The organism is Nocardioides alkalitolerans (genome assembly GCA_038184435.1).
Lineage (GTDB): Bacteria > Actinomycetota > Actinomycetes > Propionibacteriales > Nocardioidaceae > Nocardioides > Nocardioides alkalitolerans_A.
In genome coordinates this window covers 4,235,026-4,252,713 of sequence record CP116227.1, presented here as the reverse complement: position 1 = coordinate 4,252,713, position 17,688 = coordinate 4,235,026, and the positions used below count along the sequence as shown (strand labels likewise).

General features: G+C 71.2%; 16 protein-coding genes. 4 read left to right on the top strand and 12 right to left on the bottom strand.

Annotation, left to right across the window (positions count from 1 at the left end; translation table 11 throughout):
* Positions 1 to 5: 5 nt before the first annotated feature.
* From PIR53_20285 to nrdR, 11 genes are all read right to left on the bottom strand, one after another.
* Positions 6 to 1,133: a substrate-binding domain-containing protein gene (locus tag PIR53_20285; protein ID WZH52336.1), complete on the bottom strand. Its 1,128-nt coding sequence runs from the start codon at positions 1,131 to 1,133 to the stop codon at positions 6 to 8.
* A gap of 293 nt (positions 1,134 to 1,426) precedes the next feature.
* A complete protein-coding gene (locus PIR53_20280; GenBank protein WZH52335.1) occupies positions 1,427 to 2,398 on the bottom strand; it encodes an AraC family transcriptional regulator in 972 nt (323 codons plus the stop codon).
* Between the two features lie 36 nt (positions 2,399 to 2,434).
* Positions 2,435 to 2,728 carry a hypothetical protein gene (locus PIR53_20275; protein ID WZH52334.1) on the bottom strand — a complete coding sequence of 98 codons (294 nt, stop codon included), beginning with the start codon at positions 2,726 to 2,728 and terminating at the stop codon, positions 2,435 to 2,437.
* Positions 2,729 to 2,783: 55 nt separating this feature from the next.
* Positions 2,784 to 3,359 carry a flavin reductase family protein gene (locus tag PIR53_20270; GenBank protein ID WZH52333.1) on the bottom strand — a complete coding sequence of 192 codons (576 nt, stop codon included), beginning with the start codon at positions 3,357 to 3,359 and terminating at the stop codon, positions 2,784 to 2,786.
* Positions 3,356 to 4,999, bottom strand: a complete 1,644-nt coding sequence (locus tag PIR53_20265; protein ID WZH52332.1) for an NAD(P)/FAD-dependent oxidoreductase — start codon at positions 4,997 to 4,999, stop codon at positions 3,356 to 3,358. Before PIR53_20265 ends, PIR53_20270 begins: the two co-directional genes overlap by 4 nt.
* A complete protein-coding gene (locus PIR53_20260; GenBank protein ID WZH54485.1) occupies positions 4,992 to 6,014 on the bottom strand; it encodes an alcohol dehydrogenase catalytic domain-containing protein in 1,023 nt (340 codons plus the stop codon). Before PIR53_20260 ends, PIR53_20265 begins: the two co-directional genes overlap by 8 nt.
* A 16-nt stretch (positions 6,015 to 6,030) precedes the next feature.
* Positions 6,031 to 7,188, bottom strand: a complete 1,158-nt coding sequence (locus PIR53_20255; GenBank protein ID WZH52331.1) for an LLM class flavin-dependent oxidoreductase — start codon at positions 7,186 to 7,188, stop codon at positions 6,031 to 6,033.
* A 73-nt stretch (positions 7,189 to 7,261) separates the two neighbouring features.
* Positions 7,262 to 7,789, bottom strand: a complete 528-nt coding sequence (locus PIR53_20250) for a VOC family protein (protein ID WZH52330.1) — start codon at positions 7,787 to 7,789, stop codon at positions 7,262 to 7,264.
* A gap of 35 nt (positions 7,790 to 7,824) precedes the next feature.
* Positions 7,825 to 8,745, bottom strand: coding sequence for an alpha/beta hydrolase (locus tag PIR53_20245; protein ID WZH52329.1), 921 nt, complete (start codon positions 8,743 to 8,745; stop codon positions 7,825 to 7,827).
* A 199-nt stretch (positions 8,746 to 8,944) separates the two neighbouring features.
* Positions 8,945 to 11,845 carry a vitamin B12-dependent ribonucleotide reductase gene (locus PIR53_20240; protein WZH52328.1) on the bottom strand — a complete coding sequence of 967 codons (2,901 nt, stop codon included), beginning with the start codon at positions 11,843 to 11,845 and terminating at the stop codon, positions 8,945 to 8,947.
* Between the two features lie 205 nt (positions 11,846 to 12,050).
* Positions 12,051 to 12,608, bottom strand: coding sequence for a transcriptional regulator NrdR (gene nrdR, locus PIR53_20235; protein ID WZH52327.1), 558 nt, complete (start codon positions 12,606 to 12,608; stop codon positions 12,051 to 12,053).
* Positions 12,609 to 12,882: 274 nt separating this feature from the next.
* Between nrdR and PIR53_20230 the strand changes: the two genes are divergently transcribed.
* Complete coding sequence (locus PIR53_20230) at positions 12,883 to 13,218, top strand: hypothetical protein (GenBank protein ID WZH52326.1); 336 nt, start codon at positions 12,883 to 12,885, stop codon at positions 13,216 to 13,218.
* Positions 13,219 to 13,385: 167 nt separating this feature from the next.
* On the opposite strand, the gene PIR53_20225 is transcribed toward PIR53_20230, so the two are convergent.
* Entirely contained in the window at positions 13,386 to 13,778 is a 393-nt protein-coding gene (locus PIR53_20225) for a LysM peptidoglycan-binding domain-containing protein (protein ID WZH52325.1), read from the bottom strand.
* 355 nt (positions 13,779 to 14,133) lie between these two features.
* On the opposite strand from PIR53_20225, the gene lexA reads away from it, so the two are divergent.
* The 3 genes from lexA to PIR53_20210 all read left to right on the top strand — a co-directional run bounded on the left by lexA (position 14,134) and on the right by PIR53_20210 (position 17,670).
* Complete coding sequence (gene lexA, locus PIR53_20220) at positions 14,134 to 14,877, top strand: transcriptional repressor LexA (GenBank protein WZH52324.1); 744 nt, start codon at positions 14,134 to 14,136, stop codon at positions 14,875 to 14,877.
* Between the two features lie 81 nt (positions 14,878 to 14,958).
* Positions 14,959 to 15,402, top strand: coding sequence for a hypothetical protein (locus tag PIR53_20215; protein WZH52323.1), 444 nt, complete (start codon positions 14,959 to 14,961; stop codon positions 15,400 to 15,402).
* Positions 15,403 to 15,507: 105 nt separating this feature from the next.
* Positions 15,508 to 17,670 (top strand): hypothetical protein, encoded by a 2,163-nt coding sequence (locus tag PIR53_20210; GenBank protein WZH52322.1) that lies wholly within the window; start codon positions 15,508 to 15,510, stop codon positions 17,668 to 17,670.
* The last annotated feature ends 18 nt before the right edge of the window (positions 17,671 to 17,688 follow it).

Below are 17,688 nucleotides of genomic sequence, written 5' to 3'. Positions count from 1 at the left end.
AGGACTCAGCGCTGCCAGAGGGCGAGGAACTGCTCGGACATGTCGGCCGGGAGGTCGAAGAGCAGCTCGTCCTCGGACTGGCCCTCGACCGTCTCGGCGGTGACGAGCCGCAGCGGCATCTCCCAACGCTCGATCTGCGGGTCGCCGTTGAAGTGCCGCACGAACGCGTCGACGGCCTGCCAGTTGAAGTAGGTCACCGAGAACTGCACATATCCGCGCTCCGTGCCGTTGCGGACGTTCTCCAGCGACGCGGATGAGGCGTTGGCGCCGACGATGCGGACCCGGTCGGCCACGCCGCCCTCGCGCAGGCTGGCAGCGACGCCGCCCGTCATCACCGAGTCGGCGAAGGCGACGTAGTTGACGTCGGCGCTGCGCTGCACCTCGCTGACGACGATGCTCGGCATGGTCGTACCGATGTCGGAGACCTGCGTCGTGACGACCTTCGCGCTGCACGAGGAACAGTTCTCCTCGATCGTCTCGGCCGCCGTGGCGATGATCTGCTGACCGATGGGGAAGTTGGCCATCTCGAAGAGCAGCACGTTCGCGTCACCCTCGCTGTCCGCGATGATGTAGTTGCCGAGCACCTCGCCCACGGTGGTGAACTCCGGGATGCCGTCCTGCACCGCGATGATCGGACCCTCGGCGACGTCGGGGCTCGCACCGAGCACGATGGGGATGCCCGCTGCCTCGGCCTCGTCGTACGCCGCCTCGAATGTCGCACTCGGCACTCCGTTGATGGCGATCCCGTCGACGCCCTGGTCGATGGCGTAGCGCACCTTCTCGAGCACGTCCTCGGGCGTGCCGTCGAACGGGATGGCGATGCCCTCCCAACCGATCGCCTCGGCCGCCGCGACGCCGGCCTCCTGCGACTTGATGCACACCTCGACGTTGCAGCTGAGGAAGGCGATGGTCTTGTTGCCGCTCGGCGGCGCACTGACCGGCTCGTCGGCGCCGATCGACGTCGGGGCCGACCGGTAGGGCTCCACGGCTGCCGCAGCCGCGTCGAGCTGCTCCTGGGACGCGGGCGGACCGGCCGAGTCGGAGCCGGTACCGCAGGCCGCGAGGGCACTCGCCGCCAGGGCAGTGGACGCCGCCAGTGCGATGGCCCGGCGGCGGGGGGATGAAGACGTCACGGCATTGCTCCTCGTTCGGGGGATGGGGCGGCCAGGTCCCGAGTCGACGGCCGGTGTGACCTGCGTCTCACAGAGTCAAGCGATCGATGATCATGGATGTCCAGGCGCTCGGCGGAGGTCTGCGCGTTTCGGCGTGTGAGCCCTGTGAAACCGCCCGCCACCACACGCGCGGCGGGACACCCCGCGTAATTCGGATACAGCGCCACGAGACGACTCGCGTGCGGACCGACCCCGGACGTGCGACCGGCGCCCGCACCGTCGGGTGCGGGCGCCGGAGCGCGGATCAGGGGGTCTCAGACGTCGCCGACGACAGCGCGACGTCGACTAACTGACGGCAGCTCGCCGTACCGCCGTCGGTAGTGGTCAGCGAAGCGGCCCATGTGCAGGAAGCCCCATCGCTGTGCGATCTGGTTCACCGTCGGACCGGGCGGCAACGCCGCCAGGTCTTCGTGCACCCGCCGCAGACGCACGTCTCGGACGTGGCTCATCGGCGACGTGTCGAGCTCGCGCCGGAAACCCTCCTGGAGAGAGCGCACACTGATGTGGACCCGGCTCGCGAGCGAGAGCGCCGACCACGGTGCGGACGGGTCCTCCTCGATCAGCTCGATCGCGCGGGCCACGGCTCGCGTGGTCGAGTTGCGCGAGCGCTGCTGCAACACGTCACTGAGGGAGTGCTGGTGCGCGAGCAGCAGGCCCTCCACGAGCAGCCGCTCGAAGTGATGACGCGTGACCGCCTCCTGAATGAGGCCCGAGTCCGCCTCGAGCTCACCGGCGAGCAGGGTCACCAGCCGCCACCAGCTGCGGCCGCCGGGCGACGTCAGGTCCATCTTGGGCTCGAACACGACCGGGGCCGCCACCTCTCGGCCCAGCAGCGCCTGCGCCTCGGCGGCAACCACCTCGGGCGGCACCATGAAGCACATGAGTGTGGTGCCGGCCGCCCAGATGGTGTCGGGGACCTGCCCCGGACCCCAGACGGAGGCCCGCCCGGGCGCGATGGCCACGGGCTCGTCGGTCGCTCCGGCGCAGATGACCTTGCCGGTCAGGGGCAGACACACGTGGTACTGCCCCGACTCCTCCGTGCCGTGGAGCCGGCTCGGCTTGCGCACGTGGAGCCGGCCGGCGACGACGTGGGTCAGCTGCGCCGCGTCCAACGTGAACTCGAACGCCTGCCGCGGCCCCACCTCGATGGAGCTCGGTTCGTACGTGCTCGACACCGTTGACTCAGCGATCTCGCGATCGTCGGTGCGGAGCACCCGCTTCACCATCGCACTACTCATCTCGCACCGACCACCTCTGCCCGGTCAGTCCGTGCCCGAGCCGGCCTGCGCCACGACGTCCGCTTGCACGACCTCGAGATGCGCGCGGATGCGCCCTCGATCGTCGACCCATCCCTGCCGCTCGGCGTACGCCACCATCGTGTCGAGCCGGTCCAGCCACGCGCGGTCGACGGCGTCCCCCGCGAGCTCGCACAGGATGTCACGATCGACCCAGGTGTGACTAGGGACACGTATCTCGATGCTGAATGCGTCGAAGCTACCGGTTTCCTCGAGCACGGTGCGCGCCGGCACTTCTCCGTGGTCGCTCACGATGCGCATGGGGTTCTCCTTGTCGTCGAGCTGCGGGTGGGGATGAGCGTGATGACGCTCGGGGTCACCACAGGTCGCTCTCGTGGCTGTGGAAGTCGGGCAGCACGACGCGACCGCGGGAGCCGCGCTCCTCGACGAACCGCCCGAAGGCGCCGGCGTGGTACGTCAGGGGTCTGCTCCGCTGCCCGAGCCGGATGGACAACACGTCCGCCAGCAGCACGACGTGCGTGCCTGAGGGCACGGCACGGGTGAGCGCGCACTCGATCGTGGCGTGGCTGCCGCTGAGCACGGCGTGGCCAAGACGCGGCGAGCGCTCCACGAGCATCCCGTCGAGCTTGCCGCGCCCCTTGCCGGCGAGCCGTAGCGCCACGTCGGTCTGGTCACGCGCAAGGACGTTGACCGTGAACGCGCCGCTGGCCTGGACCCCCTGGCACGTCTCGGACGAGGCGTTGAGACAGACCAGCACGCTGGGCGGGTCGTTCGAGAGCGACGAGAAGGCGCTCACCGTCGCCCCCAGGTCCTCCCCCGCCACCCGTGTCGTCACCACGGTCACGCCGGAGGCGAAGCGGCCCATGGCGGCACGGAAACCCGCATCGGTGACGACCTCACCCAGGGCCTCGTCGGCCCCCACCCCGGTCACGCCCCCTCCGGGGCCGGACGCAGCGTGAACCCCTCGTACCCGTTGTCGGCGACCTCGTCGCAGATGTCGCGGTACGCCTTCTGGCCGCCCGCCCACAGCGGGATCCGGCGCCACTTGCCCGGCACGTTCGCGCCGCCGTAGTAGGAGTTCGTCGCGAGGGGGAACACCGTGCCCTGGATGACGTCCTCGACCCGGTCGGTCCACTCCTTCTGCGCGACCTCGGTCGCCTCGATGACCCCGAGCCCCTGGTCGGCGAGGTGCGCGAGGCAGTCGTCGATCCACTCGACGTGCTGCTCGATCGCGACGATCATCACCGCCAGCACCGCGGGGCTCCCGGGACCCGTGACGGTGAACATGTTGGGGAAGCCGTGGACCGCGAGGCCCAGGTACGTCGTCGGTCCGCCTGCGTCGCGCCACTCGTCCGCGAGGCACCGGCCCCCCGTCCCGCGGATGTCGATGCGCCCGAGAGCGCCGGACAGCGCGTCGTACCCGACGGCGTAGACGATCGTGTCGACCTCGTGCAGCGTCCCGTCGTCGAGCTCGACCCCGGCGGGGACGATCCGACGGATGGGGTTGCTGCGCACGTCGACCAGGTGCACGTGGTCGGCGTTGTAGGTCTCGAAGTAGTCCGTGTCGCAGCACAGCCGTTTCGCCGCGATCGGGTGGTCCGTCGGCACGAGGAGCTCCGCGGTCGCGGGGTCCTCGACCTTCTCGCGGATCCGGTCGCGCACGAAGTCGGCGAGCAAGGTGTTCGCCTCGATGTCGGTCATGGTGTCGACGAACGCGACGTTGAAGATCGGCGCCCCGCCGACATCCCAGCGCCGTCGCATCTCGGCCTGCGCCTCGGCAGGGGCATAGGTGTGCGCGCTGCGCGGGTTGACGTCGACGGTCACACCACTGGGGGAGTTCCGCTGGGCCTGCCGGTGAGCCGGGTAGACCGCCTTGCGTGCCGCGACCTCGTCTGGATCGAGCGGGCGGTTCCGAGCCGGGATGCTGAAGTTCGGGGTCCGCTGGAACACCCTGACCTCGGCGGCCGTCTCCGCGATCACGGGGATGGATTGCACCCCGCTCGAGCCCGTGCCGATGACCGCGACGCGCTTGCCCTCGAACGACACCTCCCGGCGGGGCCAGCGCGACGTCTGGTACCACTCGCCTTCGAAGGTGTCGAAGCCCGCGAACGGCGGGTCGAGAGGAGCCGAGAGGCTGCCCGTGGCGAACACGACGTACTGCGCGTCGAGGATCTCCCCCGCGTCGAGCCCGATGGCCCAGCGGCACCGCTCCTCGTCGTACGTCGCGTGCTGCACCGTCGTCGAGAGCCGCACGTCGCGCCGCAGGTCGAAGCGGTCGGCGACGTGGTGGATGTAGGACAGGATCTCCGGCTGAGCGGGGTAGAGCTCGCTCCACGTCCACTCCTGGTCCAGCTCCGGCGAGAACGAGTACGAGTAGTCCATGCTCTCGACGTCGCACCGGGCCCCCGGGTAGGCGTTCCAGTACCAGGTGCCGCCGATGTCGGGGGCTGCCTCGACGACCTGCACGGACAGGCCACGGGCACGGAAGCGGTGCAGGGCGTAGAGGCCGGCCAGGCCAGCCCCCACCACGACCACGTCGAACCGGGTCGAGGCGTGTGCGGGATCAGTCATCTCTCGTGTCTCCTCGATGGTCGTGCCGGAGCAGGACCTTGATGTGGGTGGTCGCGGGATCGCGCAGGTCGGCGAAGACGTTGTCGGCGTCGGCGATGGGCGCGACGCGTGTGATCAGGGCGTCGGCGGGCAGGGCACCCGAGGCGAGCAGCTCGACAGCGCGATGGAAGTCGCGTCGCGCGTAGCCCGCCGAGCCGACCACCTCGATCTCGCGGAGAATGGTCTGCTCGGCGTCGATCTCGACTGAGGCGCCGAGGCCGACGAGCACGACCCTGCCGCCTCGGCGGACTGCGGCTACCTGGCTCGCGACCGCCTCAGGCGCTCCCGTGCAGTCGACGAACGTCGCGACGTCCTGGCCCCGCAGAGCCGCGGTCGTGCCCTCGGCGGGATCCACCACGTCGATCCCCAGAGCGGCAGCCCGGGCCCTGCGGGCGGGGTTCACCTCGAGAGCGCGCACCGCCGTGCGTCCTCCCGCGGCCAGCACCAGCGCGACGAGGATGCCGATCGGGCCCGTCCCGACAACCACGACCGGATCGTCCGGGCCGCTGAGCACCCGGTCTGCCGCACGGCAGGCCACCGCCACCGGCTCCGCCAGGGCCCCGTGCTCGAGGCTCGCACGCGGCGGCAACGGCACGACCGAACCAGCGGCCACCACCACGGTCGACGCCAGCCCACCGGGCCGCTGGACCCCGATCACGCTGCCGAGATGGCCGCCCGTGACGCAGAGGTTCTCGCGACCCTCGGTGCAGTAGCGGCACGAACCGCAGCTCTCGTACGGAAGCACGACGACCCGGTCGCCGATCCTCGGCTCCGCCACGCCCGCGCCGACCGCGGCCACCACGCCCGAGAGCTCGTGACCGAGGACGGAGCCGGCGGGGAACCCACGGTCGCCGAGCATGTGGAGGTCGCTGCCGCACACACCGCAGAACACGACGTCGACGGCGACCTCGTCGGGCCCGAGGACCGGTGCGGCGCGCTCCGCCTGCGCCAGCACCCGGCTCTCGGTGATCTCCATGACCTTCACGGACGGCTCAGTCCACGTCGGCGACGACCGGGCGGTCGGTCCACCACTGGGGCGGCCAGATCTCGCTGCCCTCCATGACGCCGTCGACCAGCCGGCGGCGGCGCACCTGCTCCTCGGAGCGACGGAACGCGGGTGCGACGTACCGCATGAAGAGCTCGTTCGAGCGGCGCCACTTGTCGGCCGTGACCCAGTTGCGGTCGTTGAGCACCAGGGTCCCGAAGGAGCCGACCTGCTCCCGCAGCTCGTGGATCTGGCGGATGCAGTCCTCGGGGGAGCCGACGATCATCGGCAGGTTCTCGACGAGGTACTCGAGTGTGAGCACGTCGTCCGACTCGCTCGGGTCCGCCTTGAGCAGCGCTCCGGCACCGAGACCGATGATGTAGTCGTACGAGCGGCGGGCCGCCTCCCGCAGCTCCTCGATGGCGGACTGCTTGCTCTCCGCGACGTAGACCTCCCGCAGGATGCGCCATTCGCGGCGCGCCTCCAGCGGGTCCCGGCCGACCTCGCGCGCACCACGGTCGATCGCCTCGCCCTGCGTGCGGAGGGTGAGCGGGCCGTCGTCGGGGCCGTCGGGACGCACGTAGTACATGCTCATCGCGCCGTACCCGTTGCGGCCGCACAGCTCGTACTTGCCCGGCGAGCGCAGTCCTGCGACGGCGATCGGCAGCGGTTCCTGCAAGGGGCGCACCTGCAGCTCGCGGTCCTTGAACTGCCAGAACTCCCCATCGTGGGAGAACGGCTCCGTCGAGTCGAGGAGCTGGGCGACGACGGGGAGCGCCTCCTCGAAGCGCTCGGCGGCCGTGTCGGCCGTCCCGAACAGGGCCTGGTCGAAGGGCAGACCACCCCCGCCGAACCCCGCGATCAGACGGCCGTGCGTCAGGTGATCGAGGAACGCCAGGCGTTCGGCCACGAGGAAGGGGTCGTGGTAGGGAAGGTTGATGGTGCCGGTGCCCAGCTTGATCCGGCTCGTGAGCGCCGACGCCTTGGCGATGTAGTAGTCGGGGACCGGCACGTTCTCGTAGCCACCCGCGTGGTGCTCGCCGATCCAGAACTCGTCGAAACCCAGCAGCTCTGCCGTCTGGATCTTCTCGAGGTCGAGGTCGTAGGACAGCGTCCAGTTCTCCCACGGGACGTGCTCCGGCATGGAGAAGATTCCGAACTTCATGGTGGTGGGGCTCCTTGGGGTGGGGTGGTCGGAGTGGACCGGTCGGGCTGGGATGGGGGTCGAGCCGGGTGGCTCAGCGACGCACGCGCGGTGTGGCGTCGAGATAGAGCGACGACTCGAGGAACTCGATCCGGATGCCGTCGGGATCGGTCATGTAGATGACCTTTCCGCCGTCGAGAGGGCCGCCGTCGATGGGCACGACTCGCCGGCTGACGGGGTCGAGGCCCAGCGAGACGAGGCGGGCGTACAGCTCATCGATGTCGTCGACGTACCAGGCGATGTGGCAGGTGCCCGGGTTCGGGTGGTACGGGTCGATGGGCATCCGCCCGACGTTCTGGTACTCGATCACCTCCATGTAGGCGTTCGTGCCCGGGAGGCGCAGGACGGCCATGTTGAGGCTCGCCTGCGGGAGGTCGATCGCCTCGCGCGTCGTCGGATCCTCGACGAGCCATTCGGCGACGACCTCGAGACCGATCTGGTCGCGGTAGAACGGCAGCGACACCGCCAGGTCGCGCACCTGGATACCGACGTGACTGAACTCCGTCGCGGGGTTGGTGGTGACGCCGGTGGTCGGTGCGGGCGAGCTGTCGGTCGTGGTCATGGGGTTCCTTCCGGAGAGGTGAGGTGGACGCGCGGTCAGACGGTGGCGGTGACGTGACGACGCACAGCGCGCGCCACGTCCTCGAGCGCCTGGTCCCCGAGGGGGCTGGCGGCGTGGAGGGTCATGAAGCCGTGGATGGCGCCGTCGTGCTCGACGAGTTCGCACGGCACGTCGGCAGTTGCGAGGCGTTCGGCGTAGGCGACGCCCTCGTCGCGGAGGGGGTCGCGGCCTGCGACCACGATCACGGCCGGTGCCAGCCCTGCGGGATCAGCGACCCGGAGCACGGAGGCACGCGGGTCGAAGCGGTCCCCGTCGGCGACGTAGTGGGCCCAGAACCAGTCCATGTCGGCGGCAGTGAGCAGGAAACCCTGTCCGTTGCGGTCGTAGGAGGCCCGGGTCAGGTCGGCGTCGAGCACCGGGTAGAGCAGCACCTGGAGATCGAGACGCACCCCCGCGTCGCGGGAAGCGACAGCCGCCGAGGCCGCCAGGTTGCCGCCCGCGCTGTCGCCCATGACGACGACGGGGAGGGAGAACGTCGCGGCAGCCCACGCGACCGCGTCAGCGGCGTCCTCCGCCGGGCCGGGGAACGGCGTCTCGGGGGCGTGCCGGTAGTCGACGTTGACGACGACCGCGCCCGCGGCGACGGCGAGGTGGCGGCACAGCTGGTCGTGCCCCTCGAGGTCACCCAGCACCCAGCCGCCCCCGTGGAGGTAGACGACGACGGCGCACGGTGAACCTGCCGGGGTGTAGGACCGCGCGTCGAGCGCCCCTGCGCGGGTTGGCACGATGAGGTCCTCGACGCGCTCCACCGGGATGTGCCGGGTGCGCATCGACCGGAGGAAGACGGCGTTGCCGGCGCGGGCTTCGTCCACGGTGCCGGCCGTGATCGGCGGCGCGCCCGCGGCGGCGGCCTGTCGGAGGAACTCCGCCAGGCCAGGATCGATTGCTTCGCGCATCGCTCGCTCGCTCTCGTTGGAAGCGACGGCATCGGTAGTGAGCGCCGTCACACACGAGGTTGGAGTCGACTGCGTGTCATCGCCAACGAAGCGGCTCGAAGTGCTCGGCACTCCGCGCAAAGCGGATAGAGCGGACAGAAATGGCGCCGGCCCGGCGCCCTCCGAGGAGGACGCCGGGCCGGGCGAGTGGGACTGAGGCTCAGCTGCAGCCGCTGGTCGAGCCGCAGCCCTCGCAGACGTAGCACGAACCGGCGGGACGCATTTTGGTGCCGCAGGTGAAGCAGAGCGGGCTGTCGACCGCCGTGCCCGTGATCTTCTCGAGCAGCTCCGCGGAGGTGTGGGCCTCCTTCGGGGCGGGCTTGGCGCCAGCGTCGGCCGACGGAGCCTTCTCCTCCACCGCGACCTCGGGCAGCGGCGTGATCTCCACGGTCGGCGCCTCGAGCAGCTCGGCCGCCGAGCCCGTCTCCTCGACCGGCTCGTAGGAACCCGTCTCCAGGTGACGCTGGCGCTCCTCGGCCGAGTAGATGCCAAGGGCGGCGCGCTCGTCGAACGGCAGGTAGTCCAGCGCCAGGCGACGGAAGATGTAGTCCATGATCGACTGGCTCATCCGGACGTCCGGGTCGTCGGTCAGACCGGCCGGCTCGAAGCGCAGGTTGGTGAACTTCGAGACGTAGGTCTCGAGCGGCACGCCGTACTGCAGACCGATGGAGACCGCGATCGAGAACGCGTCCATCACGCCGGCCAGGGTCGACCCCTGCTTGCCGAGCTTGAGGAAGATCTCGCCGAGCTCGCCGTCGTCGTGGGCGCCGGAGGTCATGTAGCCCTCGGCACCGCCGACCGTGAACGACGTCGTGCGCGAGACGCGCGACTTCGGGAGGCGCTTGCGGGTCGGGGCGTAGACGATCTTCTCGACGACCTTCTCCACGACCTCGGCGGCCTCAGCAGCCTCGGCGGCGTCGGCCGCGTCCTTCTTCGCCTTGCCGCCGCCGTCGGAGAGGGGCTGGCCCACCTTGCAGTTGTCGCGGTAGATCGCCGTGGCCTTGAGGCCCAGCTTCCACGACTGCAGGTAGACGTCCTCGATCTCCTCCACCGTGGCCGACTCGGGCAGGTTGACCGTCTTGCTGATCGCGCCCGAGAGGAACGGCTGCGCCGCCGCCATCATGCGGACGTGGCCCATCGGCTTCAGCGAGCGGGCACCCATCGCGGTGTCGAACACCTCGTAGTGCTCCTGGCGCAGGCCCGGGGCGTCGATGACGTGGCCGTGCTCGGCGATGTAGTCGACGATGGCCTCGACCTGCTCCGGCTGGTAGCCCAGCTTCTTCAGCGCGCGCGGGATCGTCTGGTTGACGATCTGCATCGAGCCGCCGCCGACGAGCTTCTTGAACTTCACGAGCGAGAAGTCGGGCTCGATGCCGGTGGTGTCGCAGTCCATCATGAAGCCGATGGTGCCGGTCGGAGCGAGCACGGAGGCCTGCGCGTTGCGGAAGCCGTTCGTCTTGCCCAGCTCGACGACCTGCGCCCACTCCTTCGTGGCGAGGCGGTGCACGGCCGTGTCGTTGCTGTGCATCGTGCGCACGGCGTCGTTGGCCGCCTGGTGCTTGCGCATGACGCGCTGGTGCGCCTCGGCGTTGCGGGCGTAGCCGTTGTAGGGGCCGACGATCCCGGCGAGCTCGGCCGAACGGCGGTAGGACGTGCCGGTCATGAGGGACGTGATCGTCGCCGCCATGGCGCGGCCGCCGTCCGAGTCGTAGCCGAGGCCCATGGCCATGAGCAGCGCACCGAGGTTGGCGTAGCCGATGCCGAGCTGGCGGTAGTTGCGGGTGGTCTCGCCGATGGGCTCCGTCGGGAAGTCCGCGAAGCAGATCGAGATGTCCATCGCGGTGATGATGATCTCGACGGCCTTGGCGAACAGGTCGGCGTCGAAGGTGTCGTCGTCCTTAAGGAACTTCAGCAGGTTGAGCGACGCCAGGTTGCAGGACGAGTTGTCGAGCGACATGTACTCCGAGCAGGGGTTGGACGCGGTGATGCGACCCGTCTCGGGGTTGGTGTGCCAGTCGTTGATCGTGTCGTCGTACTGCAGGCCCGGGTCGGCGCACTCCCAGGCCGCCTTCGCGATCTTGTGGAAGAGCTCGCGGGCGTCGACCGTCTCGATGACCTCCCCGGTCTGGCGGGCGCGGAGACCGAACTCCGTGCCGTCCTCGACGGCGCGCATGAACTCGTCGGAGACGCGGACCGAGTTGTTGGCGTTCTGGTACTGCACCGAGGTGATGTCCTCGCCGCCCAGGTCCATGTCGAACCCGGCGTCGCGCAGGGCGCGGATCTTGTCCTCCTCGCGCGCCTTCGTCGCGACGAACTCCTCGATGTCGGGGTGGTCGACGTCGAGCACGACCATCTTGGCCGCGCGGCGCGTGGCGCCGCCCGACTTGATGGTGCCCGCGGACGCGTCCGCGCCGCGCATGAAGGAGACGGGGCCGCTCGCGGTGCCGCCCGAGGAGAGCAGCTCCTTGCTGGAGCGGATGCGGGAGAGGTTCAGGCCGGCACCGGAGCCGCCCTTGAAGATGAAGCCCTCCTCCTTGTACCAGTTCAGGATCGAGTCCATCGAGTCGTCGACCGACAGGATGAAGCAGGCGGAGACCTGCTGGGGGCTCGAGGTGCCCACGTTGAACCACACGGGCGAGTTGAACGAGAAGTACTGGTGGACCAGCAGCCAGGTGAGCTCGTGCTCGAAGACCTGCGCCGCCGCCTCGTCGGCGAAGTAGCCGTGCTCGACGCCGGCCGCGACGTACGTCTTCACGACGCGGTCGACCAGCTGCTTGAGGCTCCACTCGCGCGCGTCGGTGCCGAGGGCACCGCGGAAGTACTTCGACGTGACGATGGTCGAGGCGTTGACGGACCAGAAGTCGGGGAACTCGACGCCGCGCTGCTCGAAGACGGTGGCACCCGTCTTCCAGTTCGTCTGGACGACGTCGCGACGCTCCCAGGTGATCTCGTCGTAGGGGTGCACGCCCGGGGTGCTGAACACCGGGGTGAGGGTGAGGCCGGCCGCGCCCGAACGACCCTCAGCGCCTGCTGCGCCCGGGCCGCTCACCGTCTCCGTCATGGAATCTCCTCGATCGTCGCTTCTCGTGTGTCATTCGGTCGTGCTGGTCACGCGAAAGGGCCAGGGTCTCCCCCGTACAACGCCCTCGCGGCGACATGTATTGCTGGACTGCGTGCTGGTCGTGCGTGCGCGTGTCGGCCGAGGCCGACGAACGAATGGTGTGCCCGGCACGCCGCTTCCCCACGACGTGCCGGGCAGCTGGGGGTCAGCCGCTCGTGGCGGGCGCCGGACGCTGAGCAGCGTCGCCGACGGCACTGACAGTTCTGGGGTCCCGACCGGGGCCGTCTCCGGACTCCCCGGCGGCGGCCGCCGCCTCGGCCCGGTCGAGCCGCAGCAGGCCGATCTCCGCCTCGAAGTCGGCGGCGGACTCGAAGGAGCGGTAGACGCTCGCGAACCGTAGGTAGGCCACCTCGTCGAGCTGCCGCAGCGGGCCGAGGATCGCGAGGCCGACGTCGTGCGCCTTGATCTCGGCCGAGCCGGAGGCACGCAGCGTGTCCTCGACGGCCTGGCCCAGGCAGGCGAGGTCGTCGTCGCTCACCGGGCGGCCCTTGCACGCCTTGCGCACGCCGGCGATCGCCTTCGCACGGTTGAACGGCTCGCTCGCACCCGACCGCTTGATCACCGAGAGCTGCATGAGCTCGACCGTCGTGAACCGCTGCTCGCACGCGAGGCACGAACGGCGCCGACGGATCGACGCACCGTCCTCCGCGACCCGCGAGTCGAGGACCTTGGTGTCGCTGTTGCGGCAGAACGGGCAGTGCACGACGCGACTCCTCCTCGGACCCGGGGTGTGGACACAGATGTGGATGAAACGGCCCCACCTGTGGACGAACTCGGCTGTTCCTGTGGGTTTCGAGAACCCATCTGTGAACTAGATGTGGATAACTACATCCGTGTAAGTACTAGATGTGGGGGTAACCGTACGCGTCACCCCCAAGCGGTGCAAGTGCTTCCGGAGGTGCCGCCACGAACGTCGGGAACCTGCAGGTCAGAGCGCCTCGACGGCGTGTCGCGCGCCCATCGGTCATGATGGGGCGGTGGCCGGGGGGAAGCGCGCAGGAGACCGTTCGAACGAGCCGACCCGCGCCCGCGGCTCCGGGCGTTCCCTGGCCCTCCACGCCCTCGGCATCACGCTGACGGTCGTCGCATGGGGCTACCTCGTGTGGATGGCGATCGACCTCGGACGCGCGGCGCGCGACGACGGCAGCGGCATCGCCTGGCTCCTGCTCGCCCTGGCCTGCCTCGGCGCCATCGCCTGCCTCTTCATCGGGCTCCTGCTCGGCGGGAGCGCCCTGCGCATCCTCAGCGGGTCGGCCGGACCGTCCGACGACCAGCCGCCCCGCCCCACCGGGGGCAAGCGCGCCGCCCGCTGAGCGGACCGCGGGACGCCCGGGCGCAGAGGCACGCGAAGACGGCACGAGGGGGCGAGCCCGCCGTCGCGGGCTCGCCCCCTCGCTCTCTTCCCCTGGTCCGGCAGGTCGGGGTCGAGTCGACCTGCCGGGATCGCGGGCGTCGCGGACCGGCCGCGACGCGATGGGCCTCAGCCGGCCGCGGGCACCTCGAGCTGGTCGCCGGCCATGAGCGCACCGGAGCTCAGGTGGTTGATCGAGCGGATCTCGTCGATGACGTCCTGCACGGACTCGCCGGAGCCGGCACGGGCCGCGGCGATGTCCCACAGCGTGTCGCCGGACTGCACGCGGATGGTCTCCGTCCGACCGGCCGTGGAGCCGTCACTGGCGGCGGACACGGAGCCGAGCACGACCCCGAGCGCGAGCATCGCGATCAGACCGAGCACCAGGACGACGAGGCGACCGCGGCGCGTGAGACGCAGTGAACCCTGCCGGGGGCGCGCCGCACCGGCCGCCCGCACGGGGCGGGGGGCGTGAGGAGCGCGGGCTGCGGGCAGCTGCGGGGCGAATGCGGTCGAGCTCATGGTGACCTCCTGGGGAAGTGTCGGGTCGTGACGAGCGATGTCTACCGACGGCCACCGACAGTTCTGGTCGGCGCTGCCGCCGGCCACCCCGTCGATCACACGTTCGATCGAACACCTGAGCGACACTAGAGCAGGTGTTCGATCAGATCAAGGCTCCGCTCGAACATTTCTTCGAGATCAGGCTGGGTCCACACCGCACCCGACACGAGACACGCCGGTCGAACAGATGTTTGAATCCTCACGGGTCCGACGACTAGCGTGCGGTCCACGACGGTGCCCCGCCTGCAGCAGCGGTGGGGGCACCGAGCAGTCGACCGAGCGGAGAAGCGTCGAGGGCGCGGAAAGAAGGACGGACATGGCGGCGACCAAGGACCCGGGCGACGACGCAGGGGTGACGGACGTGTCGGGGGTGCCGCAGCCGGGAGCCGGGCAGGCACGCCTGACGCCGCGCCAGGCGCGGGTGCTCGCGGTCATCACGACCGCGCTCGACGAGCGGGGCTACCCGCCGAGCATGCGGGAGATCGGCGAGCAGGTCGGCCTCACCAGCTCCTCCTCCGTCGCCCACCAGCTCAAGGCGCTCGAGGAGAAGGGCTACCTCCGCCGCGACCCCAACCGTCCCCGGGCGATCCAGGTCGTCGGGCACGGTGTCGACGTCGAGCGCGCCGCGCTCTCGAGCGCGGACGAGTCGGTCGTCGACGAGACCGACATCGGCGAGGAGCGCCCCGCCGCGACGTACGTGCCGGTGGTCGGACGCATCGCGGCCGGTGGCCCGATCCTCGCGGAGCAGCGGGTCGAGGAGGTCTTCCCCCTGCCGCAGCAGCTCGTCGGGGACGGCACCCTCTACATGCTGGAGGTCTCCGGCGACTCGATGATCGACGCGGCGATCTGCGACGGCGACTACGTGGTGGTCCGCCAGCAGCCGACGGCCGAGAACGGCGAGATCGTCGCCGCGATGATCGACGGGGAGGCGACGGTGAAGACCTTCCAGCGTCGCAACGGCCAGGTCTGGCTCCTCCCCCACAACGAGGCGTACGACCCCATCGACGGCACCCACGCCACCATCCTCGGCAAGGTCACCGCGGTCCTCCGCCGCCTCTGATCCTCCTCGCTCCGGGCCCGGTCGATCCGGGCCCGGGGACGGCCGTAGGATCACGCCGAGGCCGTCCCCGAGGAGACCGCAATGCCGAGCGACAACCCGCGCTTCCCGGTGCTGGAGGCTGCCGACGGCTACCGGATCCGTGACGTGGACGCCCACGTCGCCGCGCTGGTCGAGGAGATGCGCCGGGGCCGGCGCACGGGCCTGCACCCCGGCCCCTTCGATCCCCGTCCGTTCCCACCGGTCCACGACGCCCAGGTGTACGACGCGGGCGTCGTCGACGCCTGGATGGACCAGTGCTCGGCCGAGCTCGAGGCGCGGCGCCAGCACCCGTCCAACGGCGGCGGGTGGCAGGCGCCGGAGCCCTACGCGGGTGACCTCGACGACCCACCCGAGCTGCGCGGCACGAGCGCCCGGGACGACCGCGCGCCGGACCACTTCGTCAGCAGCGTCCCGACCTGGGCACGCGTCGTGGCCCTCGTCGTCATCGTCGCGCTCCTCGGCGCCTACGTGCTCTCGTTCTTCTGACCCGTGCGGCCCGCTCGCCGTCCACACCCGTACGGCGCGGCCCCGTCATCCACCGATCGATCGACCCGTCCCCCGCCGGACGCCCCGGCGGGGTTGGATGGGGTCATGTCGCCCTTCCGCCTCCTCGTCGTCGCGGCCCTCGTGGTTGCCGGCTGCGCTCTGCCCCCGGTAGCCGGGGCGGTGGACGGGGCGGTGGACGGCCCCTCCACGGGCGCAGCGGCGGAGCAGGCGGCCACCACGGCGCCCGACGCGCTCGCCCTCTCGTCGCTCCCGGGCGCGCGACGCACGGTCTTGCTCGACGTCGACGGCCACGACGTCCGCGACACGGCGTGGAACACGGCCCACGGCCTCCCGTCCGCCACCTATCCCGGCCTCCGTCCCACGGCAGGATGGGACGAGGCGTCGCTCGACCTGGTGCAGCTCGTCTGGCAGCGCGTCGCGGACGACCTGGCCCCCTTCGCGGTCGACGTCACCACGGTCGACCCCGGCGCAGCCGCCCTCGAGCGCTCGACGGCGTCCGACGGCGTCTACGGCATGCGGGTGCTGCTGACGACCAGCACGTCCGCCGCCGACCACCTGTGCGACGAGCCCTGCGGGGGCATCGCCTTCACCGATGCCTTCGACCGGGTCGGCTCGGCCGACCAGTCCCCCACGTGGGTCTTCGTCGATCCGACCGATCTCGAGGCGGCGCGCGCCGAGCCCGGCCGGCTGCCGGCGCTCGCCGACACGCTGGCGGCCGCGGCCTCGCACGAGCTGGGACACACGCTCGGGCTGGGGCACGACGGTGACGAGGAGTTCGAGTACCACCCGGGGCACGGCTACTGGGCGCCCATCATGGGCCGCAGCGAGGGGCGGTCGCTCGTCCAGTGGAGCAACGGGGACTACCCCGGGGCAGTCCGGCGTGACGACGACGTCGCCGTCATCGCCGCCAACGGTGCGCCGCGGCGACCCGACGACCACGGCGACACCCCCGCGTCCGGCACCGTGGTCGCCCCCGGGGCGGTCACCAAGGGCGTGATCGGCACCAGGGCGGACCGGGATGTCCTGCTCGTCGACACCACCTGCACCGGCACGATCGAGGCGCAGGTGGATCCGCCCCCGGGCGGCAACCTCGATGTCGGCCTGCGTCTCCTGCGTCCCGACGGCGGGGTCCAGGAGGTGGCGGGCTCGGGCACGCACGGCGACGGTGCCGTCGTCGGTCTCGACGCCCACCTCGTCAGCGGCCTCGTGCCCGCCGGTCGGTGGGCCGTCGAGATCGACGGCGTCGCCGTCACGACGGGGACCGCGGCGGACGGGAGCCCGACATGGTCCGACTACGGGAGCCTCGGCGCCTGGTCCGCCCGTGTCACGACCTCCTGCGCGACCGCCGCGCCGCCGGGCGTCACCCACGTGCGGATGGCTCCGCCTGCCCCCGGGGTGCTGCAGGTCCGCTGGGCCGCCCAGGAGCAGGGCGAGGGACACGACGCGGACCAGGTTGGGTTCCGTGAGCCGACCGCCTACGAGGTGCGGCTCTGGGACGGCGACCACCTGGTCCGCGGCCCGGAGACCGTCCGGGTCGGCGCGAGCTCGGCGACGAGCGAGGCGTCGGTCCGCGGCGGCCGCCACCAGCTGGGCGGTCTGCGGACGGCCGCGACGTACCGGGTCGAGGTGCGCAGCGTCGCCGGCGGGGAGCGCGGTCCCTGGTCGAGCGCGACGGGGCGCACGCCGCCCGGGGCGGTGACCCGGCTCGGCGCGACCGACGCGCGTCCCACGTCCGTGAGCCTCGCGTGGGCCCTCCCGACGGTGGGCGCCGCCGACGTCACGGGCTACGTCGTGACCGCGAGCGGTCGCTCGCAGTGGGTCCCGGCCGGCCAGCGCCGGATCACGCTCGCCGGGCTGCGGTCCGGGAGCTCGCTCACCGTCGAGGTGCGTCCCACGTCGGCCGTCGGCCACGGCGCCTCGGCGTCCCTGACCGTGCGCGTGCCACGGGCGACGGTCCCGTCGGCGCCCACCGGGCTCAGCGTGCGGCCCGGGCCGGTGGGGCCTCCGACGACGGCGTACGTGCGGTGGGGTGCCGCCCACGCGAACGGGACCCCGATCACCGGCTACTACGTGGTGGCGCGTCCCGCGAGCGGGAGCCCCGCCACGAAGGTCTCCCGGGTCCTGGCCCCGTCCGCGCGATCGGTCGACCTGCCGCTGCCCGGCGGCCGCTGGGTCGTGCACGTCCACGCGGTGAACGCCCGCGGGACGGGCCCGGGGATGCGGTCGGCGCCGGTCCTCGCGCAGTAGCCGCGTGAACGGAGGGCG